Source organism: Mesorhizobium ciceri biovar biserrulae (genome assembly GCF_001618845.1).
Lineage (GTDB): Bacteria > Pseudomonadota > Alphaproteobacteria > Rhizobiales > Rhizobiaceae > Mesorhizobium > Mesorhizobium ciceri.
The window spans coordinates 1,099,005-1,124,367 of sequence record NZ_CP015064.1 but is presented as its reverse complement, the minus strand read 5'-3'; the positions used below and the strand labels follow the sequence as shown (position 1 = coordinate 1,124,367).

General features: G+C 58.7%; 15 protein-coding genes and 5 pseudogenes. 7 read left to right on the top strand and 13 right to left on the bottom strand.

Features of this window, described 5'->3' with window-relative positions; translation table 11 throughout:
* Positions 1-43 precede the first annotated feature (43 nt).
* From A4R29_RS05000 to A4R29_RS04985, 3 genes are all read right to left on the bottom strand, one after another.
* Positions 44-595, bottom strand: coding sequence for a carboxymuconolactone decarboxylase family protein (locus A4R29_RS05000; protein ID WP_063171346.1), 552 nt, complete (start codon positions 593-595; stop codon positions 44-46).
* Positions 596-607: 12 nt separating this feature from the next.
* Entirely contained in the window at positions 608-1,933 is a 1,326-nt protein-coding gene (locus tag A4R29_RS04995; RefSeq protein WP_063171345.1) for an aspartate aminotransferase family protein, read from the bottom strand.
* 595 nt (positions 1,934-2,528) lie between these two features.
* Complete coding sequence (locus A4R29_RS04985) at positions 2,529-4,325, bottom strand: CocE/NonD family hydrolase (protein WP_063171343.1); 1,797 nt, start codon at positions 4,323-4,325, stop codon at positions 2,529-2,531.
* A 737-nt stretch (positions 4,326-5,062) separates the two neighbouring features.
* Between A4R29_RS04985 and A4R29_RS04980 the strand changes: the two genes are divergently transcribed.
* From A4R29_RS04980 to A4R29_RS32705, 3 genes and pseudogenes are all read left to right on the top strand, one after another.
* A complete protein-coding gene (locus A4R29_RS04980) occupies positions 5,063-6,601 on the top strand; it encodes a gamma-glutamyltransferase (RefSeq protein WP_082827317.1) in 1,539 nt (512 codons plus the stop codon).
* A 316-nt stretch (positions 6,602-6,917) separates the two neighbouring features.
* A pseudogene (locus A4R29_RS35555) lies at positions 6,918-7,090 on the top strand (branched-chain amino acid transferase); the annotation flags it as partial.
* 89 nt (positions 7,091-7,179) lie between these two features.
* Positions 7,180-8,178 (top strand): GlxA family transcriptional regulator, encoded by a 999-nt coding sequence (locus tag A4R29_RS32705; protein ID WP_082827316.1) that lies wholly within the window; start codon positions 7,180-7,182, stop codon positions 8,176-8,178.
* Between the two features lie 1,049 nt (positions 8,179-9,227).
* Here A4R29_RS32705 and A4R29_RS04970 read toward each other — a convergent pair.
* From A4R29_RS04970 to A4R29_RS04945, 7 genes are all read right to left on the bottom strand, one after another.
* Positions 9,228-9,968, bottom strand: a complete 741-nt coding sequence (locus tag A4R29_RS04970; RefSeq protein ID WP_244506897.1) for a C45 family autoproteolytic acyltransferase/hydrolase — start codon at positions 9,966-9,968, stop codon at positions 9,228-9,230.
* Entirely contained in the window at positions 9,965-10,276 is a 312-nt protein-coding gene (locus A4R29_RS34885) for a C45 family peptidase (protein ID WP_244506896.1), read from the bottom strand. The genes A4R29_RS04970 and A4R29_RS34885 overlap by 4 nt, the downstream gene beginning before the upstream one ends.
* A 310-nt stretch (positions 10,277-10,586) precedes the next feature.
* Entirely contained in the window at positions 10,587-11,660 is a 1,074-nt protein-coding gene (locus A4R29_RS04965; protein ID WP_063171340.1) for an ABC transporter ATP-binding protein, read from the bottom strand.
* A complete protein-coding gene (locus tag A4R29_RS04960) occupies positions 11,657-12,664 on the bottom strand; it encodes an ABC transporter ATP-binding protein (RefSeq protein WP_063171339.1) in 1,008 nt (335 codons plus the stop codon). Before A4R29_RS04960 ends, A4R29_RS04965 begins: the two co-directional genes overlap by 4 nt.
* 1 nt (position 12,665) lies before the next feature.
* Complete coding sequence (locus tag A4R29_RS04955; RefSeq protein WP_063171338.1) at positions 12,666-13,547, bottom strand: ABC transporter permease; 882 nt, start codon at positions 13,545-13,547, stop codon at positions 12,666-12,668.
* Between the two features lie 2 nt (positions 13,548-13,549).
* Positions 13,550-14,491, bottom strand: coding sequence for an ABC transporter permease (locus tag A4R29_RS04950; RefSeq protein WP_063171337.1), 942 nt, complete (start codon positions 14,489-14,491; stop codon positions 13,550-13,552).
* Positions 14,491-16,095: an ABC transporter substrate-binding protein gene (locus A4R29_RS04945; RefSeq protein ID WP_063173578.1), complete on the bottom strand. Its 1,605-nt coding sequence runs from the start codon at positions 16,093-16,095 to the stop codon at positions 14,491-14,493. Before A4R29_RS04945 ends, A4R29_RS04950 begins: the two co-directional genes overlap by 1 nt.
* Before the next feature lie 275 nt (positions 16,096-16,370).
* On the opposite strand from A4R29_RS04945, the pseudogene A4R29_RS04940 reads away from it, so the two are divergent.
* A pseudogene (locus A4R29_RS04940) lies at positions 16,371-17,724 on the top strand (IS701 family transposase).
* A gap of 45 nt (positions 17,725-17,769) precedes the next feature.
* On the opposite strand, the pseudogene A4R29_RS32700 reads toward A4R29_RS04940, so the two are convergent.
* Positions 17,770-18,285 (bottom strand): annotated as a pseudogene (locus A4R29_RS32700) (IS5 family transposase); the annotation flags it as partial.
* Positions 18,286-18,384: 99 nt separating this feature from the next.
* Here A4R29_RS32700 and A4R29_RS32695 point away from each other — a divergent pair.
* Positions 18,385-19,345: pseudogene (locus tag A4R29_RS32695) on the top strand (IS630 family transposase).
* Here the strand turns inward: A4R29_RS32695 and A4R29_RS33995 are convergent.
* Both A4R29_RS33995 and A4R29_RS04915 read right to left on the bottom strand, forming a co-directional pair.
* A pseudogene (locus A4R29_RS33995) lies at positions 19,340-19,546 on the bottom strand (transposase); the annotation flags it as partial. The pseudogenes A4R29_RS32695 and A4R29_RS33995 sit on opposite strands and share 6 nt — an antisense overlap.
* Positions 19,547-20,739: 1,193 nt before the next feature.
* Positions 20,740-21,657: a MurR/RpiR family transcriptional regulator gene (locus A4R29_RS04915; RefSeq protein ID WP_063171332.1), complete on the bottom strand. Its 918-nt coding sequence runs from the start codon at positions 21,655-21,657 to the stop codon at positions 20,740-20,742.
* A 418-nt stretch (positions 21,658-22,075) separates the two neighbouring features.
* Between A4R29_RS04915 and A4R29_RS04910 the strand changes: the two genes are divergently transcribed.
* Together A4R29_RS04910 and A4R29_RS04905 are read left to right on the top strand one after the other, a co-directional pair.
* Complete coding sequence (locus tag A4R29_RS04910; protein WP_145923795.1) at positions 22,076-23,431, top strand: Glu/Leu/Phe/Val family dehydrogenase; 1,356 nt, start codon at positions 22,076-22,078, stop codon at positions 23,429-23,431.
* A gap of 89 nt (positions 23,432-23,520) precedes the next feature.
* Positions 23,521-25,164, top strand: coding sequence for an MFS transporter (locus A4R29_RS04905; protein ID WP_063171330.1), 1,644 nt, complete (start codon positions 23,521-23,523; stop codon positions 25,162-25,164).
* Positions 25,165-25,363 lie beyond the last annotated feature (199 nt).

Sequence of the window (25,363 nt, the reverse complement as noted above, 5' to 3'; positions counted from 1 at the left end):
GTCATCTGCCGGCTACCGCGAAGCATCAACCTAGAGAGAGTTGTTAGATTGGCCGCGCTGACAATTCTTGCGCGACTGCTTCGTCGATAGGCGTGTCATAGGTCTTTAGGATAAAGCCCAGCACTGAGTAGAACCCAACTGTTGTCATCAGATCGAAGATTGCCTGCGTCCCCATTTCGGAGGATAGGGCGCTTTCGATCTCAAGACTGAGGCATTTCTCGTCGAAAAGCTCATCCACTGCTCGCGCGATTAGCGCATCTTCCCCAGCCGGCAGGTTTCTCATGGCCTGAATGCGCGCCTCGGAAATTCCGAGGCCACGGGCTCGGCTCACATGATGGGTCCATTCGTAGGCGGAATCCATTCGATGGGCCGCCCGCAGAATTACGAGTTCCGACCGGACGGCGCCTAGAGCGCTGCAATTGACCACATGCTGGCGTAAAGGAACCCATGCCCTTAGCAGTGACGGATGGTGCGCCATCGTGCGATAGACGTTTAGCGCACCGGCGAAGCCGGTCCTGAGATCCGCAATCTCCGCGGGCCAGTCCTCGTCATTTATGGGCGGGCATGGAGAGGTCGGATTTGATGCGACACTCATTCCTACGCTCCTTCAGCTGAGGACAGCGGCCTTAATCGCCGCCGCGAGCCGTTCGACAATCATGTCGATCTGTTCAGGCTGAATGATGTAAGGGGGAGCTAGCAAGACGTGGTCACCGTGCACGCCATCAATGGTGCCTCCCATCGGATAGCATAACAGCCCACGTTGCATGGCTTCCTTCTTGATCTTGGAGTGAATTTTTAAAGCTGGATTGAAAGGCTGTTTGGTGTCTTTGTTCGCCACAATTTCCACCCCGCGAAACAAGCCGCGACCCCGAACATCGCCGATGTACGCGGAATGCCCAAGTGCCGCATCTAGTCCGGCCTGGAGGCGATCACCCATCTCCATGACGTTGTCCATCATCTCGGGGCGAGTCAGAATTTCGACCACCTTGCTGGCGGCCGCCGCAGCAATTGGATGACCAATGTAGGTGTGACCGTGCTGGAATAGACCTGAACCTTCGGCGAAGGCTCGGTAGATTTTTTCGGAAAGGAGAACCGCCCCTATTGGCTGGAAACCGCCACCTAACCCTTTGGCGACCGTCAGCAGATCGGGAACGATTCCTTCCTGGTCCGCTGCGAATACCGTACCAGTGCGGCCCATGCCGCACATCACCTCGTCGAGTATAAGCAAAATTCCGTATTTGTCGCAAACATGACGCACTCGCTTGAAGTAATCTGCCACGGGCGGTACAGCTCCCAGCGTGGCGCCCACCAAAGGCTCAGCTACGAACGCCATGACCGTATCAGCCCCCAGATCGAGAACTTTCGCCTCAAGTTCTTTAGCGAGCCGCTCAGCATAACACTCCGGTGTTTCGTCCAGTTGCAGGCCACGATAAGCATAGCAAGGCGAAACATGATGGGTTTCAGGCAGTATTGGCTTGAACTGCGCGCGACGCCATTCGTTACCCCCAGTCGCTAGCGCACCAATTGTGTTTCCGTGATAACTCTGTCGGCGTGCGATGATATGGCGCCGTTGAGGTTCACCTATCTCCACGAAATACTGACGGGCCATTTTGAGAGCAGCTTCGACGGCTTCAGAGCCGCCCGAAACTAAGTAAACGTAATCGAGGCCAGCAGGTGCTAGCTTGATGAGTTGATCGGCAAGCTGCTCAGCAACATCGGTCGTGAAGAACGATGTATGAGCATAACTGATACGTCCCATCTGCGCCCTCATCGCATCCAGCACGTCTGGGTGATTGTGGCCAAGACAACTGACAGCTGCCCCACCCGATCCATCGATATATCGGCGGCCTTGGCTGTCGGTAATGTAGATACCATCTCCGGCCACGGCGCAGGGTAATTTTGCACCGATCGAACGGTGGAGAATTTTCGTCATTTTGATCTCGGCTATCTTATGACACCTGCGTTTGGCATCCTCTCGCGATTATTTACAGATTTTGAGGCCTATTGCAACATATGTTTCTGTGGTTAGTTGATGCTACATTTGTCCCACAAGGGAGCGACCGATAAATGCGAGGCGCCGAATACGCTTTGGCCTGCCCGCTTTCGGCAATTAAGCCGGACGAGCCTCTTGGTACGGTCCCAGGTGATCGGTGGCGCGCCGTGGCGCTGCTCAAGCCGCTCAAGGTGAGTGGTCTTTGCTCGCACCCGCAGCGTTCGCAGCCGAACGTTTCCGCGGGGCGTTGAGCGCTCGGCTTGGCTTCAGGATGGGTTTCCTTGCATGCGTGCAGGATCTGATCAGAATTCGTACGCAGGGCGGCGGCAAGCGAGAAGAGATGCCGACGGACTGCGGGAAAGGGATTCTCGCCTGTCGCAAATTGTCGGCGGTGAGTGTCGATCAAGATTCTGAAGATGCGGCTGTTCTTCGGCTTGCGAAGGATGAAGCGTTAGTGGGGCCATGACGCCAGCCGCATTCTATCATCAACTCGATGCGCAGCATTTCGAAACCGCCGAAGCATGGGATCCTATGCTCACGAGCCGATGATCGGCAGGTCGATATAGCAGCCGGTCGGACCGCGATGAAATTTGAGAAAGGGCGGCGGCGCGTCCATGGGCACATTGGTGAATGTGGGGTGGTCGCTGCCGGAGAGAACCACCCTTAGGCGGTGACCTGCCGGGAGACGTGCGGAGATCGGATGCAATGTGAACGCCAGGACCGTGGCCTTGCCCGGCGTGAGCGGTTCGGCGTCGCGCTTCAGGTAGCTATGCTGCGGCCCAAGCTCGCTGAATGGTGACGCGGTCCACACCTTCCGATGCAGGGCGCGCAGTTGGCCTTCCGTGAGATAACAAGACACTCCGTCCGGCCTTATGGCTTCCAGGTAGACAAAAAAGCTACCGTCCTCGCGAGTTGAGGTAATGTTCAGGTGGACGACGGGATGGCCGGTGATCTCGAGGTCGCGTGTCAGCGGCTCGCTGGTGTAGGCGAGGCTAGCGGCGTCCAACCCTCGATGGTCTCGCGCCAGATTTACGGTCGGTGCGAAATCCCACCGCGTTGGGGTTGGGTCCCCCGCTTCGGGGTCTACCTGAAGCGAGTCGAACCCGATCTCGTCGGGTGATGAGCTCAGCTGGGACCCACTCCCCAAATACCAGCGATGACGGGCTGCGGGGAGCGGCCAAGAGCGCGTCGATTTCCAAACGCCCTCGCCGAGGGTGTAATAGTGGAGGAGCTTCCCATGCTCGCGGGCAGTTTCGCCGTTGAAGCACAATTCCGCGAACTGAACGTCAATTGCCTCCAGCGTCGGCGGCGCCGGAACGATCGCCGCATCCACTTCCCGTAGAGGGTCCCGGGCCATGGCTGAACCATGGCTCCAAGGGCCGATGATCACGTTCATCGGATTGGACTGTAGCATGAACCGGCGAATGGCCCCCTGCGCCGTACCGCCGTCGAACCAGCTCGCCCAGTTTTGGATTGGCGTGCCCGAACGAGAGACTCGGTCGGCTACCTCCATGATGCTCCAGTCGAGCATGGAGTCTCCCGCCCAACTTTCGGGACGATCGTCCTTGAATGTCACGTGCTTGAAACCGTCCCACAGGGACGGCACTGTTTCGTGTTGACGGACGGCCGCGTCAAGGTCCGCTTCGCCGTCCAGACCGACCGGACGCACGCCCGGTGCGCGCTCGGGATCGTAGACAAAGCCCATGGTCACGTACGTGGAATCCATGCTCCGTATGTTTTGGTCGAGAGCTTTGTTGGCGTCGCTCCATCCTTGCCCGAAAGACGCGTTTGGAACACCGCCGGGGAAGAATTCATCTTCATACGGATCGTAGTCGGCATACCGCGGGATGATGCCCTTGAGGGCCGGATGATTTCGCTCCGCCATCCAGTCCGACGTATTGGCGGTGTAGGACACGCCACAGCCGACCACCTGGCCCGTGGACCAGGGCTGCGCCACGATCCAATCTAGCACTTCGTTGAAATCTAGGGTTTCACAGCGTGTACGTGGATGGGGCCACACGCCGAACGAAGCGCCTGTGCCACGAACATCTCCGACAACAACGCTGTAGCCATACGGCACAAATAGGTCCGCCCACCTATTGGACAATTGTCCTTTAACGCCCCGCCAGTAGCGGGTCATCACCAGAATAGTGTTGCGCTTGGTGTCGGCGCTGTCACCGATCGGGCGGATGACATCCAAGGCGACTCTGGTGCCGTCGCGCGCGGGCACGTACGTCGATTCCACCTGGCCAAGCTTGTGTCGTGTTGTCGCAGCGCCATTGAGATTAAGGCCAAACATTGAGTGTAATGTCTCCCGACGAGCGAGGCTCATGCGAAATCTCCAGAATGGCAAGTGAGCATCGGTATCCGATCAAGAGAAACACTTAGATTATTTCCTGAATAATGCAACATTTAATTCATAGCGCCGTATTCGCCGAAACCATGGATTCATTAGATGCGCTTGTAAGTGCAGCTAAGTGCAGCCCCTGCGCTAAGGTGCAATGTTCGACCTCGGGTGAGCCTGCGGCGAAATGCTGGAGCGGATGGACGCCGCGGCCAAGGCGACGGCAAATTCATGCCCACCATTACCGTCGCGACGACGCCTTCGGCAAGATTTTCGCCGAGCCTGAGGGTCCTGGTGACAGCGACCCGTTCCGCTAGCACATACGGCGCGAGGCGATCAATTACGTATCGCGGCGACCCGCATTGCGGCATCCGGGTCCGTGGCATCTCTCCGGCGGCCAAGGAACAGTTGACTCACATCTCACCTCGTGCAACGTGTGAATCATATTTCCCATTGCGCAACGATTGAATCGACACCAGGGACGAGCGGGAACCGAATTCTAGCGGCACGGGAAGGCAGACATGCGCGTCTGAGCGGCTTTATCGACCCCGCCAGAATTCGGGCACAGCCGTCCGCCAGCCATCCTCGGCTCCAATGAATGAGGATAAGTGAGGGAAACAAGAATAGTTACGCCGCCGATAAGGACCAAACGTCAGGTTATGTTTTGCCTTGGTGCCTGGCGCATTGCCAGGACTGCCACGTGGGAACCGACATAGGAGAATTACATGGGCTGTGAAGCGCCAATTCATGTCCACAGCAGCATGGGCTTCGGGATAGCAACCCCCGTGCCGTCCGCCACCGCCGCGGCAAATGCTATTAGGAAGCAGGGCGGCAGCGTCTTCGACATGTATCTCACCGCCCTCGCCTGCGCTTGGGTCACAGATCCTGCCAACTGCGGCCCTTTCGGCCGCATGCAGGGCGTCTTTTCCGTGGCTGGAGAGGTGGGTTGTCTAAATGCCGCGACTGCGATCCGACGCGTACCCGGATCGACTGTGCCTGTCCCGGGTAACATAGCGGCTTGGTTTTACTTCCGGCGTAGCGGCTGCTTGCGGCTTCCAGCCAGTACTCTGCTTGCGCCCGCCATTGCGCTCGCAAAAGAGGGTTTTGCGCCTAGCGTGGACTTGAAAATCGCTCTCCGAAGCGAACACTCCGCTGCCTTGAGTGAACAGCTTAAGGCAATTTATCTGGATGAAGCTGGTGCGCCTCGCAAACACGTTAGAAATCCGGAGCTTGCAAAGCTCCTTCATGCCCTGTCCAATTCCGAAAGCGAGTGTGATTTCTGGCGCAAGCTACGGGGCGCAGACCCCGGCCATTGGTTTCCAGAAGAAACTCTTGACAATCCCGTCCGCCAGCCGGCTCTGCGCACCCTCGATCTCAACCTCGGTGGGCAGCATCAGCGCCTCCTTACGACCGCAGCAATTGAGACGTGGGGGACGTGGACCTTGGTAGGCGCAGCGGTGGCCGTCGAACTGCGTCGAAGCGGCGTGCTGAGCGATTTCCCGCGCGCCATGGAGGCCTACGTCTTGTCCTCTATCCTCCTCCTTGATCGGATACCTTTTGCAGTCGACACGCTCGTTCCCAAAGTTGGTCACCCTTCAGTCGACATCGATATTTCGTCAGAGGCCATCGCAATCGCTGAACGCGTAATCCGATTGCTGAATGCATCCAACGAGGCGCTGTGGAAGGACTTGATTTCGACCTACTTCCTCGGACCGGTCAATTGCGTCCCTCACAGCAACACTAATCACTTCTCAATGGCTTCAGGCGACGATTTCTTATCTTTCACAACTTCGCTCGGTTCCTGGTGGGCTTCGAAGGTCTCCTGGTGGGGCGCACCGCTCTGCTACAGCTACGCAATGAAATCAGGCTCGTTCTTCGAAGGCCAAACGCACGATGTCACAGAGATGTCGCCACTCATTTTGGAGGTTGCCGGCAGGCCTATGCTTGCCGTCGGTTCCGCAGGAAGCGAACGCATTCTGGGTTCGCTCACATACCTGCTTTTCCTAAGGTTCGGCCTGGCCATGGGCGAAGATATGGCGGATTTGCTTGCAAAGCCTCGTGTCTTTCCGAAGGACGGCAAGCTCCGCATGCATACAGACTTCTGGCCCGATGCGCGCGCACACCTTCAGACCAGAGGCTTTGAGATCGCGCCGACTGAATACGAATCCGACTCCAGCTTGGGGCTGGTGAATCTGGTGGAGCGTCTCGACGGCCGCTTATATAAGAGCGGAGCCGACCCGTCGACCTCAGGAAGTGCGCTTTGATCACGTGTCACGGCGAAAAGTATCCGCTAATGCGCTGAGTTAGGGTGAAATGACCCGGTACCCACCACACAGCCATCTCCGAAGGAAACTTAGCTCGTCCTTCCGACCGCGAGTTCATGGAGAATGACAGCATCCGGGGCTTTGGAAACGACAGAACGACGGCCCTGCAGGCCTGTCAGGCGCCCTTCGGCCGGCAGCTTGGGGCACAATTGAAATCGTGGCCCTTGGCGACAATTGTGGACACTCTCAGGCTGGCGAGCGACGAAGGCGACCCGGTCTCGAGGGGTGTTCGCCGAGTGCGCCGCGTTGCAAGGAGGTGCAGATTATCCTGGAAAAATGCGTTGCCCTGTCAGGCGACCGGTCGTCCCTATGCCTATGTCCAGATGACTTGCACGCGCGGAACGTCCGACGTTCAGCCACGACCCGCGCAATTCCGTAAACCGATTCATCGCTTTTGCCGTCCCGTTCGGTTTCGTCGCAAATCCGGAGCTGCGCTGGTCTCCCATGACGGCGGTCGCGCAGTTTTGGCATGGCCGCTGGACGCACGAGAGATCGGGTAGGAGAGAGGCAACCCAGGGATGCGAGACTCACAGTCCACATGCCGAACTTTTTGCTTTTACCTCCTGCCGGCCTTTTCGCTCCAGGCCTTCTCGTCGGCGGTAGAAGCGCTGAGGCTCGCCAACGAGGTGTTGGGGCGGGACGTGTATAGCTGGCAAGTCATTTCGGACGACGGGCAACCTGCGACCTCGACTTGCGGATTGTTGGTTTGCGCGGATTCTTCGTTGTCATTCGCACGTGAAAGAATGCGTCGATCGATCTCAACACCGGCTATCGTGGTCGTCGGCGGCCGCAATGCTCCTGCTCCGCACAAACAGCTTGATGCTTGGTTACGAGAATGTCGCAACCGCCGCAGCAGCCTCGTAGGGATAGGTAGCGGTACGATCGTGCTTGCTCGGGCGGGGCTTGCAGAAGGGCGGCGTTGCGCGGTTCACTGGGAGCAATTTCCTATATTCTCTGAGCGGTTCCTCGGTGTGGTAGCTACTCAAACCGCCTTCGAGCGGGATGGGGACCTTTACACTTGCGCCGGGGGGGACGCCCCCTTCGACATGTTTCTGGACTTGGTTGACCGCCATCATGGGACGATAGTTGTCAATCGTATTTGCGAAAAAGCAATCGCGTGCAGGAACCGTTCAGAGGGTGACCGCCAACGTCTACCTCTTCATTCTCGAGTGCAACTAAACCATCAGGCCGTCATCAAGGTAATCGAGCAGATGGAGGCAAACCTCACGGAGCCATTGCTATTGGACGAACTTGTGGAGTCAGCCGGCCTTTCCCGCCGTCAAATCGAGCGGCTGTTTAGGCGGGAACTGGGATGTTCTCCAAGCCGCTATTATTTGAATCTTCGGCTTGAACGTGCGCACCTGCTACTCATCAGCTCACGACTGCCGGTCGTTGAAATCGCAATGGCTTGCGGCTTTGTCTCTGCATCGCATTTCTCAAAAGCGTATCGCGAGGCCTACGGGTGCGCGCCGCATCAATCACGATTACCAGTTTACCAACGAAAAAAAGCGGTCTGACCGACCGGAGGAAAATAGAACCCGGCAAATCGATCAATCGATCGGAGGCTCAGTGACGAAAGAATGCCTGACCACTCTCATGATTGCTGACAACGTCGCTCACCCGGGGGTCGGAGCCGCATGACCTTGTTTCGTTGGGCGCTGCCTCTTTCTCTTTTACCACGACGTCCAATCGACATAATGTTTCATGCTTTCTGATGCTTGCTGCTGCGGGCATGCAGACCACGCTTAACCATCAGTTCGAAGCGCAGCACCTTCAACCTACACTATGCATTGTCGCCCGAAGATAAAGGCTCAAGCGGAATACCCCATCTCGGATGGACCGAGCCGATCCTCACGCACGGAGGACGAGCCACGGGAGAGTATAGCGAAGCATTTGTTGCGTTTGACGTAGCCAAGAAGAAGCACGCGGTTGGGCGGTCGCACTGGCGAGGTCGGGTGTCGGCGAGGTCGAGGATAGTCCTGCGGCGATAGAGCGGACGATCAAGAAGGGGGGCAATCATCGGGTCGGTGTAAGCTTCGTCTCGACGAAGGCGCCAAAAGGTCTCGACGTCCCAGGATCAGCTTCGGCGTCGTCGCTTACCATGTAGCGCTGGGTGACCTCTTGGCCGCGCTCACCGCGCGCCGGTAATCATCCAGTAGCTCAAAACAGTCACGAACCAACGCTACGATGTGCCGGTGCCTCTGGCGGCGGCCAAGATCCTGAAGGCCGAACCCAGAAGAACTCGTCGTTGTTGGCAAGCAGGATGAGGGATCCTTAGGCGGCGATGCAGAAGCTGGCTATGATTAAGCAGGAGGCCTCGACAAGGTCAGGTAGCCTCTCGTCGATGGAGGCGACATCATCTTTGAGCCTTGGTCAAGTTGTTCCGTTCGAGGGTCATCAGACGAACGATAGTACGTGCGGCAGGAGCGTAGCCAAGACCGCTTTCAGCTTTTTCGGCACGTCTTCGTCGGGCTTTCGCGCGACGGCGGCTGACTCATCCACGACAATAAGACGCGGAACAAAGCCGAAACACCTGTCGCGTTTTCGTCAGCTCAGCGTCCGCAAGTTAGACGACGGGCATTGTCCCGCTTAGCGCATCGCGCTCGTCAGGACCGGCATGAACGCGCCATTCAACGCGATCGGGGAAAAGCGAAAAGATGCCGGTGGCAAGAGTCTGGGAAGTACCTGAACCGTTCTTATAGATCGGGACGGTCTCGTCAAACAGCACCACCTCTGCGCCCGGAGTGTGCGCGCGTTCCGCAATCATCCGGTCGGCCGCTTCCTGTCGATCGCGCGACGAAGGGGAGATCGTCTGCCCCAGGCCGTCGAATTCCCGCGAAAGTAAATGGTTTGCGTGGGCAAGCGGCGAGATAGCTTCCCGAACCACGCAACCTGAGGCCGGCGCCTCGACAGAGACGAGCCGGCCCGTCTTCGCCTCACCAAGATTGTGATGATAGCCGCTGGCGCGGTCCGTGCGTTTTAGAATTTTGATCGCGTCGTCCAACCCTCTCGCGCTTAGGATCGCGCGGCAGATGATTTCCCGCGGCACGCCAGGTTTGAAATCGTCGGGTGTGACGTTGTTGTTAGCTTGGACGAGCCCGGCTTCGTTCAATCCGAAGTATGTCGGCAGCACGCCGGGCGTCATGAAACCGCTCCACGCCGGGCCCTCGTCGGGTTCGACCTCGACCCAGAGACAGGTGCCGAGAAATACCGCCGGGCCGTCTTCATTATGGGCAATGATCGCCGGGCCATCGCCGTCGGATGGGATCAGGAGCGAAGTGCAACCTGTGATCGCGGCGTTTCTCATCTCCGGGGAACGTTTTCGGGAAGGGGGAGGTCAGCGTCGCAGATCTTGAGAAAGATCGTTTCAAAGTCCTGCCCGGAGCCTGCGGCAATTCCCTCGATCTCGCGGACATATTGGGGATAGGTCGCGCGGGCCGCCGCTTCAAGATTCTTGACATAGTCCGATCCGCGCCAGTAAGCGTCCAGGGCCTGGTAGTACTCAGTTCGAAAGCCGCGCTCGAATGAGGTGGGGGCGGTAGCCTGACCGATCGCTACGCCGATCGAGAAGGCGTCTCCCTTAGCGCGGACGCGTTCGATGGGATTCTTGGACATTTTTTACATCTCCTTGCTTATTAGTTGTGATTGCACCGGGCCGTGCGATCCGCTGGGGTCCGACTGATCAGCGAAGAAGGATCGCCGCATCAAAGCCGTATTGTGTCCGGAACATCTGCGACGACCTGGAAGCCGGCCTTCTGGTATATTGCGATTGCCGGCGGATGGCAGAGCTATCCAGGTTAAACGAACTGGTCGTCTCACAGCCGCCACCCCCGCTGGGCCGGCTGCAACCTTCCTCCTGGGCATGTTTTCCCACAGACTTCTCCTTTTATCTGTTCTTCCTGCCTACCTTTGACACCATGTCGCGTCAGCCATACGCTGGAGATGTCGAATCGGATGAAGGCGTCTGTGGGGCGCTACAGGACTGAGCAGAATGAACTGTCGCAGCGGGCTGCGCAGTGATGTCTGTGGCTGGGGCGCGCACATGACAGGCCACAACTCGCCCGTCCTCTGTTGGCACCAAAGGTGGGACTTCGATCCGACAACGCTCGACGGCGAGCGGGCAGCGCGGGTGAAACGCACACCCACTCGGCGGATTGATGGGGCTCGGCACCTCGCCCTCGACGGGCACCTCCAGCCGGACCCTTGTAGGATCCGGTACCGGGGCTGCCGCTATCAGCGCCTCGGTGTAGGGATGGACGGGCTTGGCGAAGAGCGCCTCGCACGCGGCGAGTTCAACGATTCGCCCCAGATACATGACCGCCACGCGATGACCGATATGCTCGACGACACCAAGGTCATGTGAGATGAACACGAAGGCGATGCCCATCTCTTGCTGCAAATCCAGCAGCAGATTCAGAATCTGCGCCTGCACGGAGACGTCAAGGGCTGACACCGCTTCATCGGCGATGATCAGTGAGGGGTTGAGTGACAGGGCGCGTGCAATGCCGAGCCGCTGCCGCTGACCACCCGACAATTCGGACGGCAGCCTGTGCACCATCTCAGGCGACATTCCGACTTTTCTGAGGAGATCCACGGCGAGCGCGTCGCACTGCTTCCGGCTGAGACGTTCAAAATTCTCGACCGGTTCGGTGATGATCTGGCCGGCGGTAAGACGCGGGTTGAGGGAGGAGTAAGGGTCCTGAAAGACCATCTGCATGCGACGGCGCCACGCGTGAAGCGCGTCCTTCTTGAGGCCTGCAATGTCGGTTCCGCCGATCAGCACGCGACCAGCCGTCGGCTCGACGAGCCGCATCAGGAGCCGCGCGATAGTCGACTTGCCGCAGCCGGATTCCCCGACGATACAGAGCGTCTCGCCGGCGTTGACAGTGAAGGATACCTCCTCCACTGCCCGGATCACCGGAATGACTTTCTTGAAGAGGCCCGAGCCAAGCGGATAGTGCTTGGTCAGCTTCTCGACTTTCAGCAGAGGATCATTCATGCGCCCATCACCTCTTCGGCGCGCCAACAGGCTGCGGCGTGGTCTGAGCCGACATCAAGCAGGGCGGGCGTCTTGTCGCGGCAAATGTCGATCGCGAACGGGCAGCGTGGCGCAAAGCTGCAGCCGACGATGGGCTCGCGCAGGCTTGGCACGATCCCGGCAATTTCTGGAAGCCGGCGCTGTCGGCCACGCCGTCGATCAGGCACCGATCTCATGAGCCCCTGGGTGTAGGGATGCGCCGGGCGCGCGAACAGATCAATTACACTCGCTTGTTCTACTATACGGCCGGCATACATCACGATTACTCGTTGGCATGTCTCGGCCACGACGCCCAGATCATGTGTGATGAACATGACGGCCGTTCCCGTGCGCTCTTTCAGGTCGACGATGAGCCGCAGGATCTGCGCCTGGATCGTGACGTCGAGCGCGGTCGTGGGCTCGTCGGCAATCAACAGTTCTGGCGAGCAGGCCAGAGCCATAGCGATCATGGCGCGCTGGCGCATACCCCCCGACATTTCATGGGGGTAGTTGTTGACGCGACGCTCGGGATCCGCGATGCGGACGAGACGGAGCATCTCTTCGGCTTTCTTCATGGCCGCCGGGCGGGAAGCCCTGGTGTGGATCTGCACCGCCTCGGCGATCTGGTGGCCGACCGTGTAGACCGGGTTGAGGCTCGTCATCGGCTCCTGGAAGATCATAGCAATCTGATCGCCGCGGATTTTTCGCATCTCCCGATCGGACAGTTCAAGTATGTCGCGACCGTGAAAGCGGACCTCGCCACCAACAGCTCTGGCGGTCAGCTTCGGCAGCAGGCGAAGGATAGAGAGAGCGGTGACGCTCTTGCCACATCCGGATTCGCCGACGACGCCGAGCGTTTCGCCTTTCTTCACCTGGAAGCTGATGCCGCCCAAGGCGCGGGTGACGCTCTCCTCACCGTAAAAGTGTGTCTCAAGGTCGCGAACGTCGAGAAGCACATCGTCCTCTGCAGATCCTCGCATCAGCATGTCAGCGCCTCCGCTTTGAGCGGGGATCGAACAGGTCGCGCAGGCCGTCGCCGAGAAGATTGACGGCAAGAACAGTCACGGCAAGGCAGATACCTGGGGCGAAAATCGTCGATGGGGCGATGGCGAGATAAAGGCGCGAACTGGCGATCATGTTGCCCCAGCTCGGTGTCTCGGGCGGTACGCCCACCCCCAAGAAGCTCAGCCCGGCCTCTGTCAAAATCGCGTCTGCGCAGACAATGGCGCTCTGCACCATGAGCGCGGGAATGGTGCTCGGCAGGATATGCCGCCACAGCACCTTCGGCAGGCGCGCACCGCCGCAGAGCGCGGCCTCCACATAAGGACGCTCCCGGACACTCAGAACTGCCGAACGAATCAGCCGCGTGACGCTCGGCATCTGAGGAATGGTAATGGCTACAATAAGGATGCCGATCCCAGGTCCCGTCAGAGAAATAAGGGCGATGGCCAGCAGAATCGTCGGGATCGACATCAGGCCGTCCATGACCCGCATCACGACATTGTCGAAGCTGCGGACATAGCCGGCAATGACTCCAATAAGAAGCCCGCCTAGAGCGGCACCCATCGCCGATGTCAATCCCACCAAAAGTGAGATCCTGGCGCCGAAAACTGTTCGTGCAAATACGTCACGCCCGAGATTGTCAGTGCCAAACCACGCCTCTGAGGAAGGCGACTGAAGCCGTTTGAATGGATCCAAGTTCAATGGATCCCCGGCGTAAAGCGGGGCAGCGATTGCTACAACGATCAACAGAGCTAACAGGCCGCCACCTATCAGGATCAGCGGATTTCGCCTTGCCAGACGGGGAAGGTCAGATAGTTGCAAGCGTCCCGTCGGAACTGTTTCAACTGGCGCGAAGATTATCGTCATATTTAGTACCGGATCCGAGGGTCCACGAGCGTATAAGAGAGATCGATCGCAAGATTGATAATAACGTACAGCCCCGAAACGAGGATGAGCACGCCTTGGATGATGGGATAATCGCGGTTGTTGATCGCATCGACCACCAAACGTCCGACACCAGGGATGTTGAAAACCGTTTCCGTGATGACGACACCGCCAATCAGACCTGCGAAGCTTATGCCGATCACAGTGAGGATCGGAACACCTGCATTTTTCAATGCGTGGTGGAAAAGCATGGAATAGGACGACGCGCCCTTGGCAGCGGCTGTTCGCATATAGTCTTCCGACAGCACTTCGAGCATGCTGGCCCGCACGATCCTCGCAATGAAAGCAATGTAGGGAACGCTCAAAGTCACAGTCGGCAGAATCAGATGCACAAGCCATGGCCCTAAGCCATGGTCGATAGGCTGGTATCCCTGGACGGGCAGCCAATGTGCTCTGATAGAGAACACATATATGAGAAAGAAGCCGACGACAAACACCGGGACAGAAAAACCAAGTGTCGCGAATGCTGTCAGGATGCGATCAACAAGACCGCTCACTCGCCACGCGGCAAGGATGCCGAAGGAGACCCCAATCGTCACCGAAAGGAGCATCGTCAGGATCGAAATCGAAATCGTCGGTTCCAGCCGCTGCGAAATCAACCCGAGAACGGGTCCTCCCGTGAAAATAGAGTGCCCGAAGTCCCCGCCGAGGACGCTGAGAGCCCAATTCACGAACTGAACTGGCAGCGGATCATTGAGTCCCAACTGCTCGCGGATGCCAGCAATCTGATCGGCCGTGGCAGACCTGCCGGCGATCATGGCCGCCGGGTCGCCGGGTGCTAGCCTCAGCAACAAGAAGACAAAGATCCCGACCATCGCCATGACGGCGATGGTCGAGAACATCCTGCGAAGGATATAGGCAGCCATTACGCTCCGGCCTTCTGCATGCTCCACATCGGTATACCGTATCCGCTGGTGACGTCGAGAAGCCCGGTTAGAACCTTGCGACGCGCAATTGGCGAGACACTTTGACCCAACTGAACGTGGCCGACGAAGTCCCACCATATATGTTGCATCTTGTGGGCTAACGCTTTGCGCTCTTCGAACGTTTCGACATCCGGCCATTTGGCCCTGAGAGCCTCGTATTCATCGTTCTTCGGCCAGCCAAACCAGGCCTTGTCGCCGTTCGCAAGCAAGGGAGCTGTGCTGATTGGGTTACCGAGGCTGAAATCGGGATAGGTCGTAATGAAGATATTCCAGCCGCCATTCTCGACTGGGCCTTTGTTCGTTCGTCGGGAGGCAAGTTCTGCAAAGGCCATCGACTGAAGCTCAGCATTGATCCCAATCTTCCGCAATGAGTCCGATAGCAGCAAGGAGGTATTGTTGCCGTCACCCCAATCCGTGGGTTGCAGTATCACGACCTTCTCGCCCGCATACCCAGCCTCATTGAAAAGTTGCTTGGCCATTTCCGGATTGCCCCTCTTTTTATACCATCCAGTATTTTCCTCATTTGTGTATGGGCTTGTATTTCCAAATATCGAAGTGGCGGTGTGGCCGTATTTTGGATCCGAGTTTATGACATGCAAAAAGGCCTCCTGGTCGACCAGGTGAAGCATTGCTTGACGTGCCTTCACGTTGTCGAACGGAGGCTGCAGGAAATTCATGCGCATGAAAAATAGCTGGCCAGACTTCAAGATGACGTCGAGAGCAAGCTTGGGATCGGCCTCGATTACGCTGTAGAAATCTTGGGGCGGGGTCAGGAGATCTACTTCTCCTGCCTGCAAGGCGGCGAGAGCCGTCTGACTATCATTAAGATGCTCCCAAACAACCCGATCGACATTGACAATCTTGCCGCCGGCCAGTCCGTCGGCCGGCTCGTTGCGCGGTACGTATTTATCATTGCGGTCGTAGGTGATGCTCGCGCCGGGCTTCGCAAGAGCCTCGTTGAACTTAAACGGCCCAGAGCCGATGTTTGAGGTCACCTGCTCGGTCGCCGGACGATCCGCGTCCTTCTCACGCATGACAGCGAGAAAAAGTCCGCCTGCCATAAATTCGCGCAGTAACCCCAGCGGCTCCTTTAAAGCGATCCTGAAGGTCTTCTCGTCGATCTTCGAGACATTCTTGGCCCTCTCCATCATTAATTGTCCACCTGCGTCGGCCTGACCCCAGCGGCGGATCGAGGCGACACAATCGGCCGCGGTGACAGGAGTGCCGTCGTGGAAACTTAGGCCATCCCGGAGCTCAAATGTGTAAGTCCTCTTGTCGTCGGAAGTGCCCCACTTTCCAACCATTTGCGGCTGCGGCACGAGTTTGGAATCGAACGAGAACAAGGTGTCGTAGACTGCCAGACCATGACTATAGACGATGTCCAGCGTCGATACGATGGGATCATAGCCACGAAGGGCCTCCGTGACCATGCGGACAGTCCGAGCGTCGGCGGATGACGTCTGCGCCCGAAGGATCGTGGGGAAAGACAAAGCGGTACTGGCCGCTATCCCAGCCTTGATAACGTCGCGTCTAGATACTGTCATGTTCCTACTCCCCTTTTTTAGCTTTGACATCTTTGTTTGAACGATCACGTGGTCAGCGCTGGCTCACCAAGTTGCAAGGCTCAGGACCGAAAAGAGAGCAATAACACCAGGTCAGGAAACATGCAACAAGTGTTTTGTCTATGGTTGATTTGATCCGTGCGTTTCGCGGGGGCCTGGCCGTGAAAGGGTCGTTGAGGAACTATTTTTTGCCTAGCACTACTTTGGCAGATTTTTAGTTCTGGGAGCGTTTTGAGGAGTCCCAAGAGCGGTTTTGCGTGATTCATGAGAGGTCGGCTGTTGGAGGGGCCGGCCATGAACAGAGATTGGCAACTCGATCTGGAGCGGTGGCTTGAGCCGTTCGTCTCGGCGTTGAGGCACAAGACGCGTGCGCGGATGTGTCCGGCCTATATTGCTGGGCTGATTGGCCTTGGGGATCGCAAGAGCGTCCAACCGATGGCGGCGCGGGACGCAGGCGTCAACTATGACCAGCTGCACCACTTCATCGCGTGCGGCGTGTGGGATGCTGCGCCGCTGGAGAAGGTGCTGCTCGCGGAGGCCGACAGACAAGTTGGCGGGAACGATGCGTGGCTGATCGTGGACGACACCGCGCTCCCCAAGAAGGGGCGCCACTCGGTCGGCGTCGCGCCGCAATATGCCTCGGCGCTTGGCAAGAACGCCAACTGCCAGACGCTGGTGTCGCTGCCGCTGGCCTCTGGCGAAGTGCCGGTCATGGTGGGGCTGCGGCTGTTCCTGCCTGAGAGCTGGACTTCCGACCCCGTCCGGCTCGACCGTGCCGGTGTGCCCGACGACCATCGTGCCTACAGGACCAAGCCCGAAATCGCGCTGGCCGAGATCGACCGGGCTCGCGCAGCCGGCTTACGCTTTGGCTGCGTGCTCGCCGATGCCGGATATGGCTTAAGCGCCCCCTTCCGGCAGGCGCTCACCGAGCGCGGCCTGATCTGGGCCGTCGGCATCCCGTTCAAGCAGAAGGTCTATGCCGCCGACGTGGCGATGATCTTCCCCGTTGCCGGACGCGGCCGCCCGCGCCGCCGGCATATCCCCGATGTGAAGTCGATGACCGCGCAGGCGATGCTGGAAAAAGCCCAATGGCGGACGGTCAGTTGGCGGCGTGGCACCAAAGGCCGCCTCTCGGCGCGCTTCGCCGCTGTCCGTGTCCGGGTTGCAGATGGCCCACCCCAGCGCATCCGCGACATGGGCGCTCAGCATCTGCCCGGCGAGGAGGTCTGGGTGATCGGCGAGCACCGCTCGACCGGCGAGCGCAAATACTACCTCTCCAACTTGCCCGCCGACACCCCGCTCAAGCAGATCGCAGGCGCTATCAAGGCGCGCTGGGTCTGCGAACAGGCGCATCAGCAGCTCAAGGAGGAACTTGGCCTCGACCACTTCGAGGGGCGCTCATGGACGGGCCTGCACCGGCACGCGCTGATGACGATGATCGCCTACGCCTTCCTGCAATCTCGCCGCCTCAAACAAGCGGGAGGGGGAAAAAAGAATCCTCGGCCCGCCGCCCCAACCGAGCCTACCCGCCGTCAGGCAAGCCATCCTCACCGCGCTCGCGCAGCCGCCCCCAATCCGTTGTCCCCACTGCCGCAGAACCCTCTCCGCTAAAAATCTGCCAAAGTAGTGCTTGGCCGCAGACTCATAAGCCCGCAACCATATGCGAACTGAAGCGAGTTTGATCGCAGCGAGAAAGTTTCGCGGATCGCGGTCGTATCGGGTTGCTATGCCTCTGAAGTGTTTGAGCTTGTTGAAGTATCGTTCGACGAGGTTGCGCTGTTTGTAGACCCATGCGCTGAAGGAGAAGCTGCCGGTTCGGTTTTTCTTCGGCGGGATGTTGGCCCAGGCTCCTTTCTCTGCGGCGAGGCCGCGAATGGCGTCACTATCGTAAGCACGGTCGGCGAGCAGGATCGCATCGGGCTGGAGGGCGTCGAGCATGGCGAGAGCGGGCTTACCGTCATGCGCCTGTCCGGCCGTCAGGACGAGATCGATTGGCGGCCCTTCGGCATCGACAAGCGCATGGATCTTGGTGGTGAGCCCGCCGCGGGAACGTCCCATGCAACCATCGTCATCGCCCCCTTTTTGCTCCCTTTTTGCCGTGGACGCGTGCTGGTGAACGCGGACACAGGAGGAGTCGATCATGATGATCTCGCCGTCAAAAGCCTTGGAAACCGCCGCTAGAGCGGAATGAAATGAGGCTGAATCGGGTGGGATTCCCTAAGGCTTGCAAATCTGATTCAACATGCTGGCTGGGCAAGGAGGCCAGCATGGATGGGCAAGCCTTACTCGATGGATCTTCGCACACGGGTGGTCGCGTCGGTTGAGCAGGAGGGGCTGTCGCGGCGGCAGGCGGCAGTGCGCTTTGGGGTTGGGATCAGTACCGTCATCCGACGGGTAAGCCGCTTGCGCGAGACGAGCAGTCTTGCGCCCGGCAAGATGGGTGGGCACAGACCGAAGAACATTGCCGGAGAGCATCGGGAGTGGCTGTTGGTGCGCTGCCGGGCCGCTGATTTCACGCTGCGCGGTCTTGTAGCCGAACTTGGCGATCGCGGCCTGAAGGTCGATTACCGCTCGGTGTGGGAGTTCGTCCACGCCGAGAAACTCAGTCACAAAAAATGACGCTGATCGCGGCCGAGCAGGATCGCCCGGATGTGGCGCGGCGGCGGGCACAGTAGGCAAAGTATCAAGATCGCATCGATCCTTCCCGCCTGGTGTTCATCGACGAGACCTGGACCAAAACCAACATGGCCCCGCTCAGGGGATGGGCGCCGCGCGGCGAGAGGATCAAAGCCAAAGTGCCGCACGGCCATTGGAAGACCATGACCTTCCTGGCGGCGCTGCGCCACGACCGTGTCGAAGCACCATGGCTGATCGACGGACCGATCAATGGCGAGCGCTTCCAGCTCTATGTCGATGAGGTTCTTGTCCCAACCCTCAAGTCCGGCGACATCGTCATCATGGACAATCTCGGCTCGCACAAGGGCAAGGCCGTGCGCCGCGCCATCCGCTCGGCCGGCGCCAGGCTGTTCTTGCTGCCAAATACTCGCCCGACCTGAACCCCATCGAGAAGTTCTTCGCCAAGCTCAAGCATTGGCTGCGCAAGGCTGCCAGGCGAACAGTCGAAACCGTCTGTGACGCCATCGGCCAAATCCTCGGCACGGTCACCTCAACCGAATGCCGAAATTACTTCACTGAGGCCGGATATGCCCAACCTAAATTCATCCCGCTCTAGCAGCCGATCCCAGACCCGGCTTTGCGCCATCGCACGAACCGGTTGTAGCATGTCGTATAGGGACCATAGCGATCCGGCACATCCGCCCATGGCGAGCCCGTTCGGAAGCGCCACAGGATGCCGTTGAGAACCTTGCGGTCATCAACACGCGCCGCACCGGATCACGCCCCATTCAAAGTCGCTCAGTTCGTAACGACGCATTCAAGCCTCCAAAAGAAGCCTTGAATCAGAACTCGTCACACAACGAAACTCAGCTCATGAGTTTGCCGCCTGATCCTGGCCACGTTTCAGCCAAGACGATTTCCCAGAGTCGGCAGCCGGCTCCGCGCCAACGACTCGGGTTCTTGCGTTGGGCTACATCATACGAAGGCGCTGAGGAAGTTTGCCTACGGTTTGTTGTCACTCACGAGTTGATCTCGTTTGCGCCGAAGGATTTCGGGCGCTGAAACACACTTGAATCAAAGTTTGGACGGGTTGCTCGCTGAGCACTAGGCCGCATATCTCAGCATGCCCATATGGCGCGCATTGCCAAGGGAGGAGGGGATCCACCCAAAGGCTGCTTCAGGAGGTTGAGCAATCCAATGCGCCGAAGGAAGGCTGGGCACGCTTCGAAAGTGATGATGCGGATGCCGACCAGTCTGAGAGTCGGGGAAAGGCCAAGTGGGCGGGAAGGAATCGAAATGGGCACGCACCCGTTCCGGTTCGCCGCGGCAGTGGGCACGGAACGCCGCAAGGGCAATGCTGGTAAATGGGGGGAGACCTTCAGGTATGGGTCGTGGTCTCAACGCAGCTTTGGACGGCGGTGCCAGCGGGAAAGCGGAACTCATAATACCGCTACACGCACTACGAGAATATCTGCCGCGAGGATATTCTGCGCCATGCCTATATCCAGCCCAGGCCAATGCGGGTTCGCCGGCGTGAAAGGTGTAACCTTTGCCCGGATTCAGGTCGAGGGCGTGGAGGGTCTGCGCCAGGAACTTCTCTCGAAGACCTACCGGCCGCAGCCGGTGCGCGGGGAGGTGAACGCCCGCTCGGCATTCCGACTATTCGGGATCGGGTGGTCCTACGGCCGCCAAGCCGCCAATCGGTCCTGAAAACGACATTCGAGCTCAACTTCGAGGATAATGCCTATGGGTATCGGCCGCAGACGCAGTGGGACCAAGGGGGCGCGATCTTGAGCAGTTTGTGCCAGATGGTGCCGCAACTGGCGCTCGCGAATTGGTGAAGCGCAGCGCCATACGGCGCAATGCGCATAAGACGGCTCAAGTTGTCGAGTTCCGATTTTCATGTTGTGGTAAGGATCCCGCACCATCCTCGCTGGCCAATAATCAGAAGCTAATTGGTCACAGGCACTGGATCGCGCATTAGTATTGATTGCCCGCCCCTCGAGTCACCTACTTTTCATTTCCTTGAAGAGGCAATCGGATGTTCCGAGACGAAGGGGCCGATCGTGCGTGGGCATTGATGTCTGAAAGGTGAGCGTCAAATTGTAGGAGCGCCTCACGCGCGGCATTCGAATTCCGCCCAGCAATAAGGGAGCCGAGAACCTCGGCTACAGCGAATGCCGGAGTCATCGTATGGAAAAATGAGGGACTCTTAGTTTGTACGATAACTACATCGTCTGCAATGCGCGCAAGTGGAGACACTTCACTATCGGTGACAGCAACAACTTGGATATAGTGGCGGCGCGCGTATTCTGCAATTTCTAAAGTAACGCGAGTGTATGGAGCAACACTTACCGCCAAAAGGACATCTTGTTCAGTGGCGCGGGATAAGGCATCAGATCCTGTTCCTCCTACAGCGTCGAGTAAAACCGATTTGTCCCCTATCATCGATAGTATATAGCTGAAATGCCACGCAATCGAATGACTCGACCTTAACCCGATGCAAAAGGTCAGGCGCGAAGCCGCAATGCGCCTTGCGGTTGATACAATCGCATCAAGCTGCGTGGAATCGGCCAATTGAACAATCTCAGCGGCTTGGGCTCGGAGGATTTCGCGAGCAAGCCCATGGTCACCCTTCCGTCGCTGTGTGATAGCTTGAGCGCTGGCCTTGCCGGCAAACCCGGATTCCCCGCCGCGCAGGGCGTCAGCATAGAGCGCGCGAAATTCATCATAGCCTGCGAGCCCAAGATGCTTTGCCAGCCGGGTCATTGTCGACGGCTGTACGCCAGCCATTCTAGCTTGATCGCGCATGGACAGAAGTGCAACGTCATGAGGCTGGTCGATAATGTATCGTGCTGCCAGCTTGAATTGCTCCGACATTGTATCGAAGTCTTTGATCAGTCGGTCGGATAAGGGTCCGTGAGCCATATATCGGTGATAGCTTACCAAGCTGGATCATGCAACAGATGTTGCGTCACGGATCTATTCGTCCTCGTCATCCCTCGCCTCCTCCGCTTTCAGTCGAGAAATATCCCGGGCGCCTAGACCGGCTCCATCGTGCGTCGATCGGTTCATGAATGAGTTATGTGAAACATACGTTGCATTGCGGTCAAACTTCGCTATTTTGAATTTCAGCAAGCCAGTTCTGGACCTCATTGGACGGTCGGATGTCGGCTCCCGATCAATATTCCAATGAGGAAACGTGAATTGTATGCAAGTCGCAGCTATCGATGCGGATCGGCGAAAGCCAGTCTCGACACACTCCTTCTCAAGCTGTGAGGGGCGCGTGATGCAAGATGGGTCCGCAGGCTTTCTGGAAAGCGTCGACCAGAACTTCCGCCATGCAATGTCATTCATGGATCTGCCGGAGGGTCTCGCGGAACGGATCATCCAGTGCAATTCGACCTATACGGTCCGGTTTGGTGTTCGGCTGCGCGGCCGCATGTACAGCTTCATTGGCTGGCGTTCGGTCCACAGTGAGCACTGCGAACCGGTCAAGGGCGGCATCCGCTACGCCTCCAATGCCGACGCCGAGGAGGTCGAGGCGCTTGCTGCTTTGATGACGCTGAAGTGCTCGCTCGTCGACGTTCCCTTCGGCGGTTCCAAGGGTGCGCTCAAGATCGATCCGCGCGAGTGGACACCGCAGGAACTCGAGCGCATAACCCGTCGCTTTACCCAGGAACTAAACAAGCGTGGGTTGATCGGTCCCGGCGTCAACGTTCCGGCTCCCGACATCGGTACGGGCGAGCGTGAGATGGCCTGGATGATGGACGAGTTCCGCCGCGCGAATTCGACTGATGTCGTTAATGCGCGTGCCTGCGTAACCGGCAAGCCGTTGTCCAAGGGCGGCATTGCCGGGCGGACGGAGGCAACCGGTAGGGGCGTGCAATTCGCCATTCAGAGCTTCCTGCGCGACACTCGCACGCCCGGTCTCGACGGCCGGCGAGATCTCAAAGGAGCCTCCGTCGTCGTCCAAGGCTTCGGCAATGTGGGCTTCCACGCTGCCAAGTTCTTGTCGGAAGAGGACGGTGCACGCGTCACCGTCGTTGCTGAACGCGATGGCTGTGTGGCCAATCCCGAGGGCTTGTCCGTTGAGGGGCTCAAGCAGCATCAAATCCGCACCGGGAGTATTGTGGGCTTCGAAGGCGCCAAGTCCTTCGCCGGGAGTATAACTGGCATCGAACAACCTTGCGACGTTCTCATTCCGGCGGCGATGGAGAACGCCATCCATGCCGAGAACGCGGAGCGCATCAACGCGCACCTCGTCGTAGAGGCCGCCAATGGGCCAGTTACCTTCGATGCGGACAAGATCCTCCGCTCGCGGGGTGTGACCGTACTTCCCGACCTCTATGTCAACGCCGGGGGCGTCGTTGTCAGCTACTTCGAGTGGGTCAAAAACCTGACCCATATTCCGTTCGGGCTGATGGAGCGGCGCCGGCGCGAGCGGCGCAACCAGACGATTGCTGCTGCACTCGAAAGGATGACCGGCAAGGAGTTCCCGGCCGACATTCGAGACGAGTTTCTCGAAGGCGGCGCCGAGATCGATCTCGTCCGCTCAGGTCTCGAAGACGTTATGCGCAGCACTTGGGCGCGGATCGGGGATTTACTGGAGAAGCAACCGGAACTCGGTGACTATCGCACCGCAGCTTATGTCTCCTCCATCCGGCAGATTGCAGACGCATATGAGGCCATTGGGATCTGACTTATGTGATTCAAAGGGAACGACGGCGCTCGGAAAGAGGCGGCCACTAAGCCCTCTGGGTGACAACCGAGTTGTGAGAGACATACATCATGCAGCGTGAGGAGTCCTATTCGGCCGTCTCGGCGGCACTAGCCCCCCTTCAGAATCGTGCGTTCCGCGCGATCTGGTCGGCTACGCAAGTTTCTAGCCTCGGCTGGCTGGTGCAGACCACTGCGATCAGTTGGCTCATGGCGACGATTTCAGCGTCCGATGTGATGGTCGCGCTCGTGCAGGCTTCGTCGACGCTGCCGGCATTCTTTCTGTCCATCTTGGCAGGCGCCATCGCAGACAGTTTCAGCCGACGCGGCGTGATGCTCGCCGGCCATTGCCTGATTGCGCTGGCATCCGCAACGCTGGCAATCTCTGTGGCACTGGGCTTTTCCAGCCCCTGGTTGATCCTCGGCCTCGGCTTTCTGGCGGGATGCGGATTTGCGCTGAACGATCCGGCCTGGCACGCCTCCGTTGGAGACATCCTTGAAAAGCGCGATATCCCGGCAGCGGTGACGCTGATGTCAGTCGGGTACAATAGCATCCGCAGCATTGGTCCGGCTCTCGGCGGCCTTATTCTCGCTTTTCTCGGACCACTTGCCGCCTTCGTCCTGGCTGCGCTAAGCGATCTGGTGCCGCTAACCGCGGTGGCCCGTTCAAAATGGCATGTTCGCGCTTCTCCGCTGCCGCGAGAGCGCATCACCACGGCCATCCATGATGGCCTACGCTTCACCGCGATATCTTCTGAGATCCGAGCGGCCATTCTCCGCGGAACCTTGTTCGGACTGGCGAGCATATCCATCCTGGCGCTGCTGCCACTCATCGTACGTGATCGCTTGGCGAGCGGGCCTATTATTTATGGCGCACTGCTGGCCGCATTCGGCATTGGCGCATTTTCCGCTGGCCTTTGTAGCAGCTACCTAAGGCGGACAATGTCTCGAGATCAACTGCTCGCAGCCGCGTCCACCGCCTGTGCCGTTTGCTGTCTGGCGCTGGCTCTCACATCGTCGCTGCCTTTGGTGGCCGTGGCTTTGGCACTTGGGGGTGCAGGCTGGCTTCTTACCTGGACTGGAATTGACGTCGCGATTCAATTGTCGAGCCCGCGATGGGTCGTTGGCCGCACACTATCTATCTACTATGCCTTGTCGTACGGCGGCATGGCGGCGGGCAGTTGGATCTGGGGTGCCATTGCCCAGAACTACTCCCTAACCATTGCCTTCGAAGGCGCCGTTGCGGTCCTGTTGCTCGTTGCGGCCGCTGCTTTCGCGTTGCCGATCGAGCTTTGGGAGGAATCCGAACCGGGATCGTCTGAATTCGTCGCACCGTCGCTAGCCCTGGATCTGAAGCCCAGAAGCGGGCCGATTATCGTCAAGGCAGACTACCTGATATCCGAGCACAACCTGGATGCCTTCCTGGACTGCATGCGCGAGCGGCGACGTGTTCAGAGCCGGGCCGGTGCGCGGAACTGGTCGCTGCAGCGAAGCTTGCACACGCCCTCGCTTTGGACCGAGACCTACTGGACGCCGACGTGGATGGATTACCTGCGCCTGAACCAGCGGCTGACCGTCGGCGACAAAGAAATCGGCGTGCGTCTGGCCGCTCTGCATGACGGCGATCTTCCGCCTGACCCAGCGCTGTCCATAGAGCGCGGAACCGGCCCGGCTCGCAGCCGCAGCCAGCCCATAACGCGCATTTCGCGGCCTTGAGGTGAAACTACGATGAGGAAAGCAGCCAATCAGCCGCAGCATGCTGCCCGCACATACTTCGAGGAAACCGTTGGTGCGATTTTCCTTCGTTGTTCGGCGATGACGATGCGACCTTGGCTATGCGGCACAGCGAGACGGTCTCTGACAAGTTTCCTTGCCTCCCAGGGCGCGTGGCTGTCGCCGGACATGTTTCGGCGGC

Bases quoted from the DNA above. Each gene is read 5' to 3' on its own strand.
- A4R29_RS04955 (WP_063171338.1), bottom strand. From the start codon at position 13,547: ATGACGATAATCTTCGCGCCAGTTGAAACAGTTCCGACGGGACGCTTG.
- A4R29_RS05000 (WP_063171346.1), bottom strand. From the start codon at position 595: ATGAGTGTCGCATCAAATCCGACCTCTCCATGCCCGCCCATAAATGAC.
- A4R29_RS04950 (WP_063171337.1), bottom strand. From the start codon at position 14,491: ATGGCTGCCTATATCCTTCGCAGGATGTTCTCGACCATCGCCGTCATG.
- A4R29_RS04965 (WP_063171340.1), bottom strand. From the start codon at position 11,660: ATGAATGATCCTCTGCTGAAAGTCGAGAAGCTGACCAAGCACTATCCG.
- A4R29_RS04905 (WP_063171330.1), top strand. From the start codon at position 23,521: ATGCAGCGTGAGGAGTCCTATTCGGCCGTCTCGGCGGCACTAGCCCCC.
- A4R29_RS04995 (WP_063171345.1), bottom strand. From the start codon at position 1,933: ATGACGAAAATTCTCCACCGTTCGATCGGTGCAAAATTACCCTGCGCC.
- A4R29_RS34885 (WP_244506896.1), bottom strand. From the start codon at position 10,276: ATGTCCAAGAATCCCATCGAACGCGTCCGCGCTAAGGGAGACGCCTTC.
- A4R29_RS04980 (WP_082827317.1), top strand. From the start codon at position 5,063: ATGGGCTGTGAAGCGCCAATTCATGTCCACAGCAGCATGGGCTTCGGG.
- A4R29_RS04945 (WP_063173578.1), bottom strand. From the start codon at position 16,095: ATGACAGTATCTAGACGCGACGTTATCAAGGCTGGGATAGCGGCCAGT.
- A4R29_RS04970 (WP_244506897.1), bottom strand. From the start codon at position 9,968: ATGAGAAACGCCGCGATCACAGGTTGCACTTCGCTCCTGATCCCATCC.
- A4R29_RS04915 (WP_063171332.1), bottom strand. From the start codon at position 21,657: ATGGCTCACGGACCCTTATCCGACCGACTGATCAAAGACTTCGATACA.
- A4R29_RS04985 (WP_063171343.1), bottom strand. From the start codon at position 4,325: ATGAGCCTCGCTCGTCGGGAGACATTACACTCAATGTTTGGCCTTAAT.
- A4R29_RS04910 (WP_145923795.1), top strand. From the start codon at position 22,076: ATGTCATTCATGGATCTGCCGGAGGGTCTCGCGGAACGGATCATCCAG.
- A4R29_RS32705 (WP_082827316.1), top strand. From the start codon at position 7,180: ATGCGAGACTCACAGTCCACATGCCGAACTTTTTGCTTTTACCTCCTG.
- A4R29_RS04960 (WP_063171339.1), bottom strand. From the start codon at position 12,664: ATGCTGATGCGAGGATCTGCAGAGGACGATGTGCTTCTCGACGTTCGC.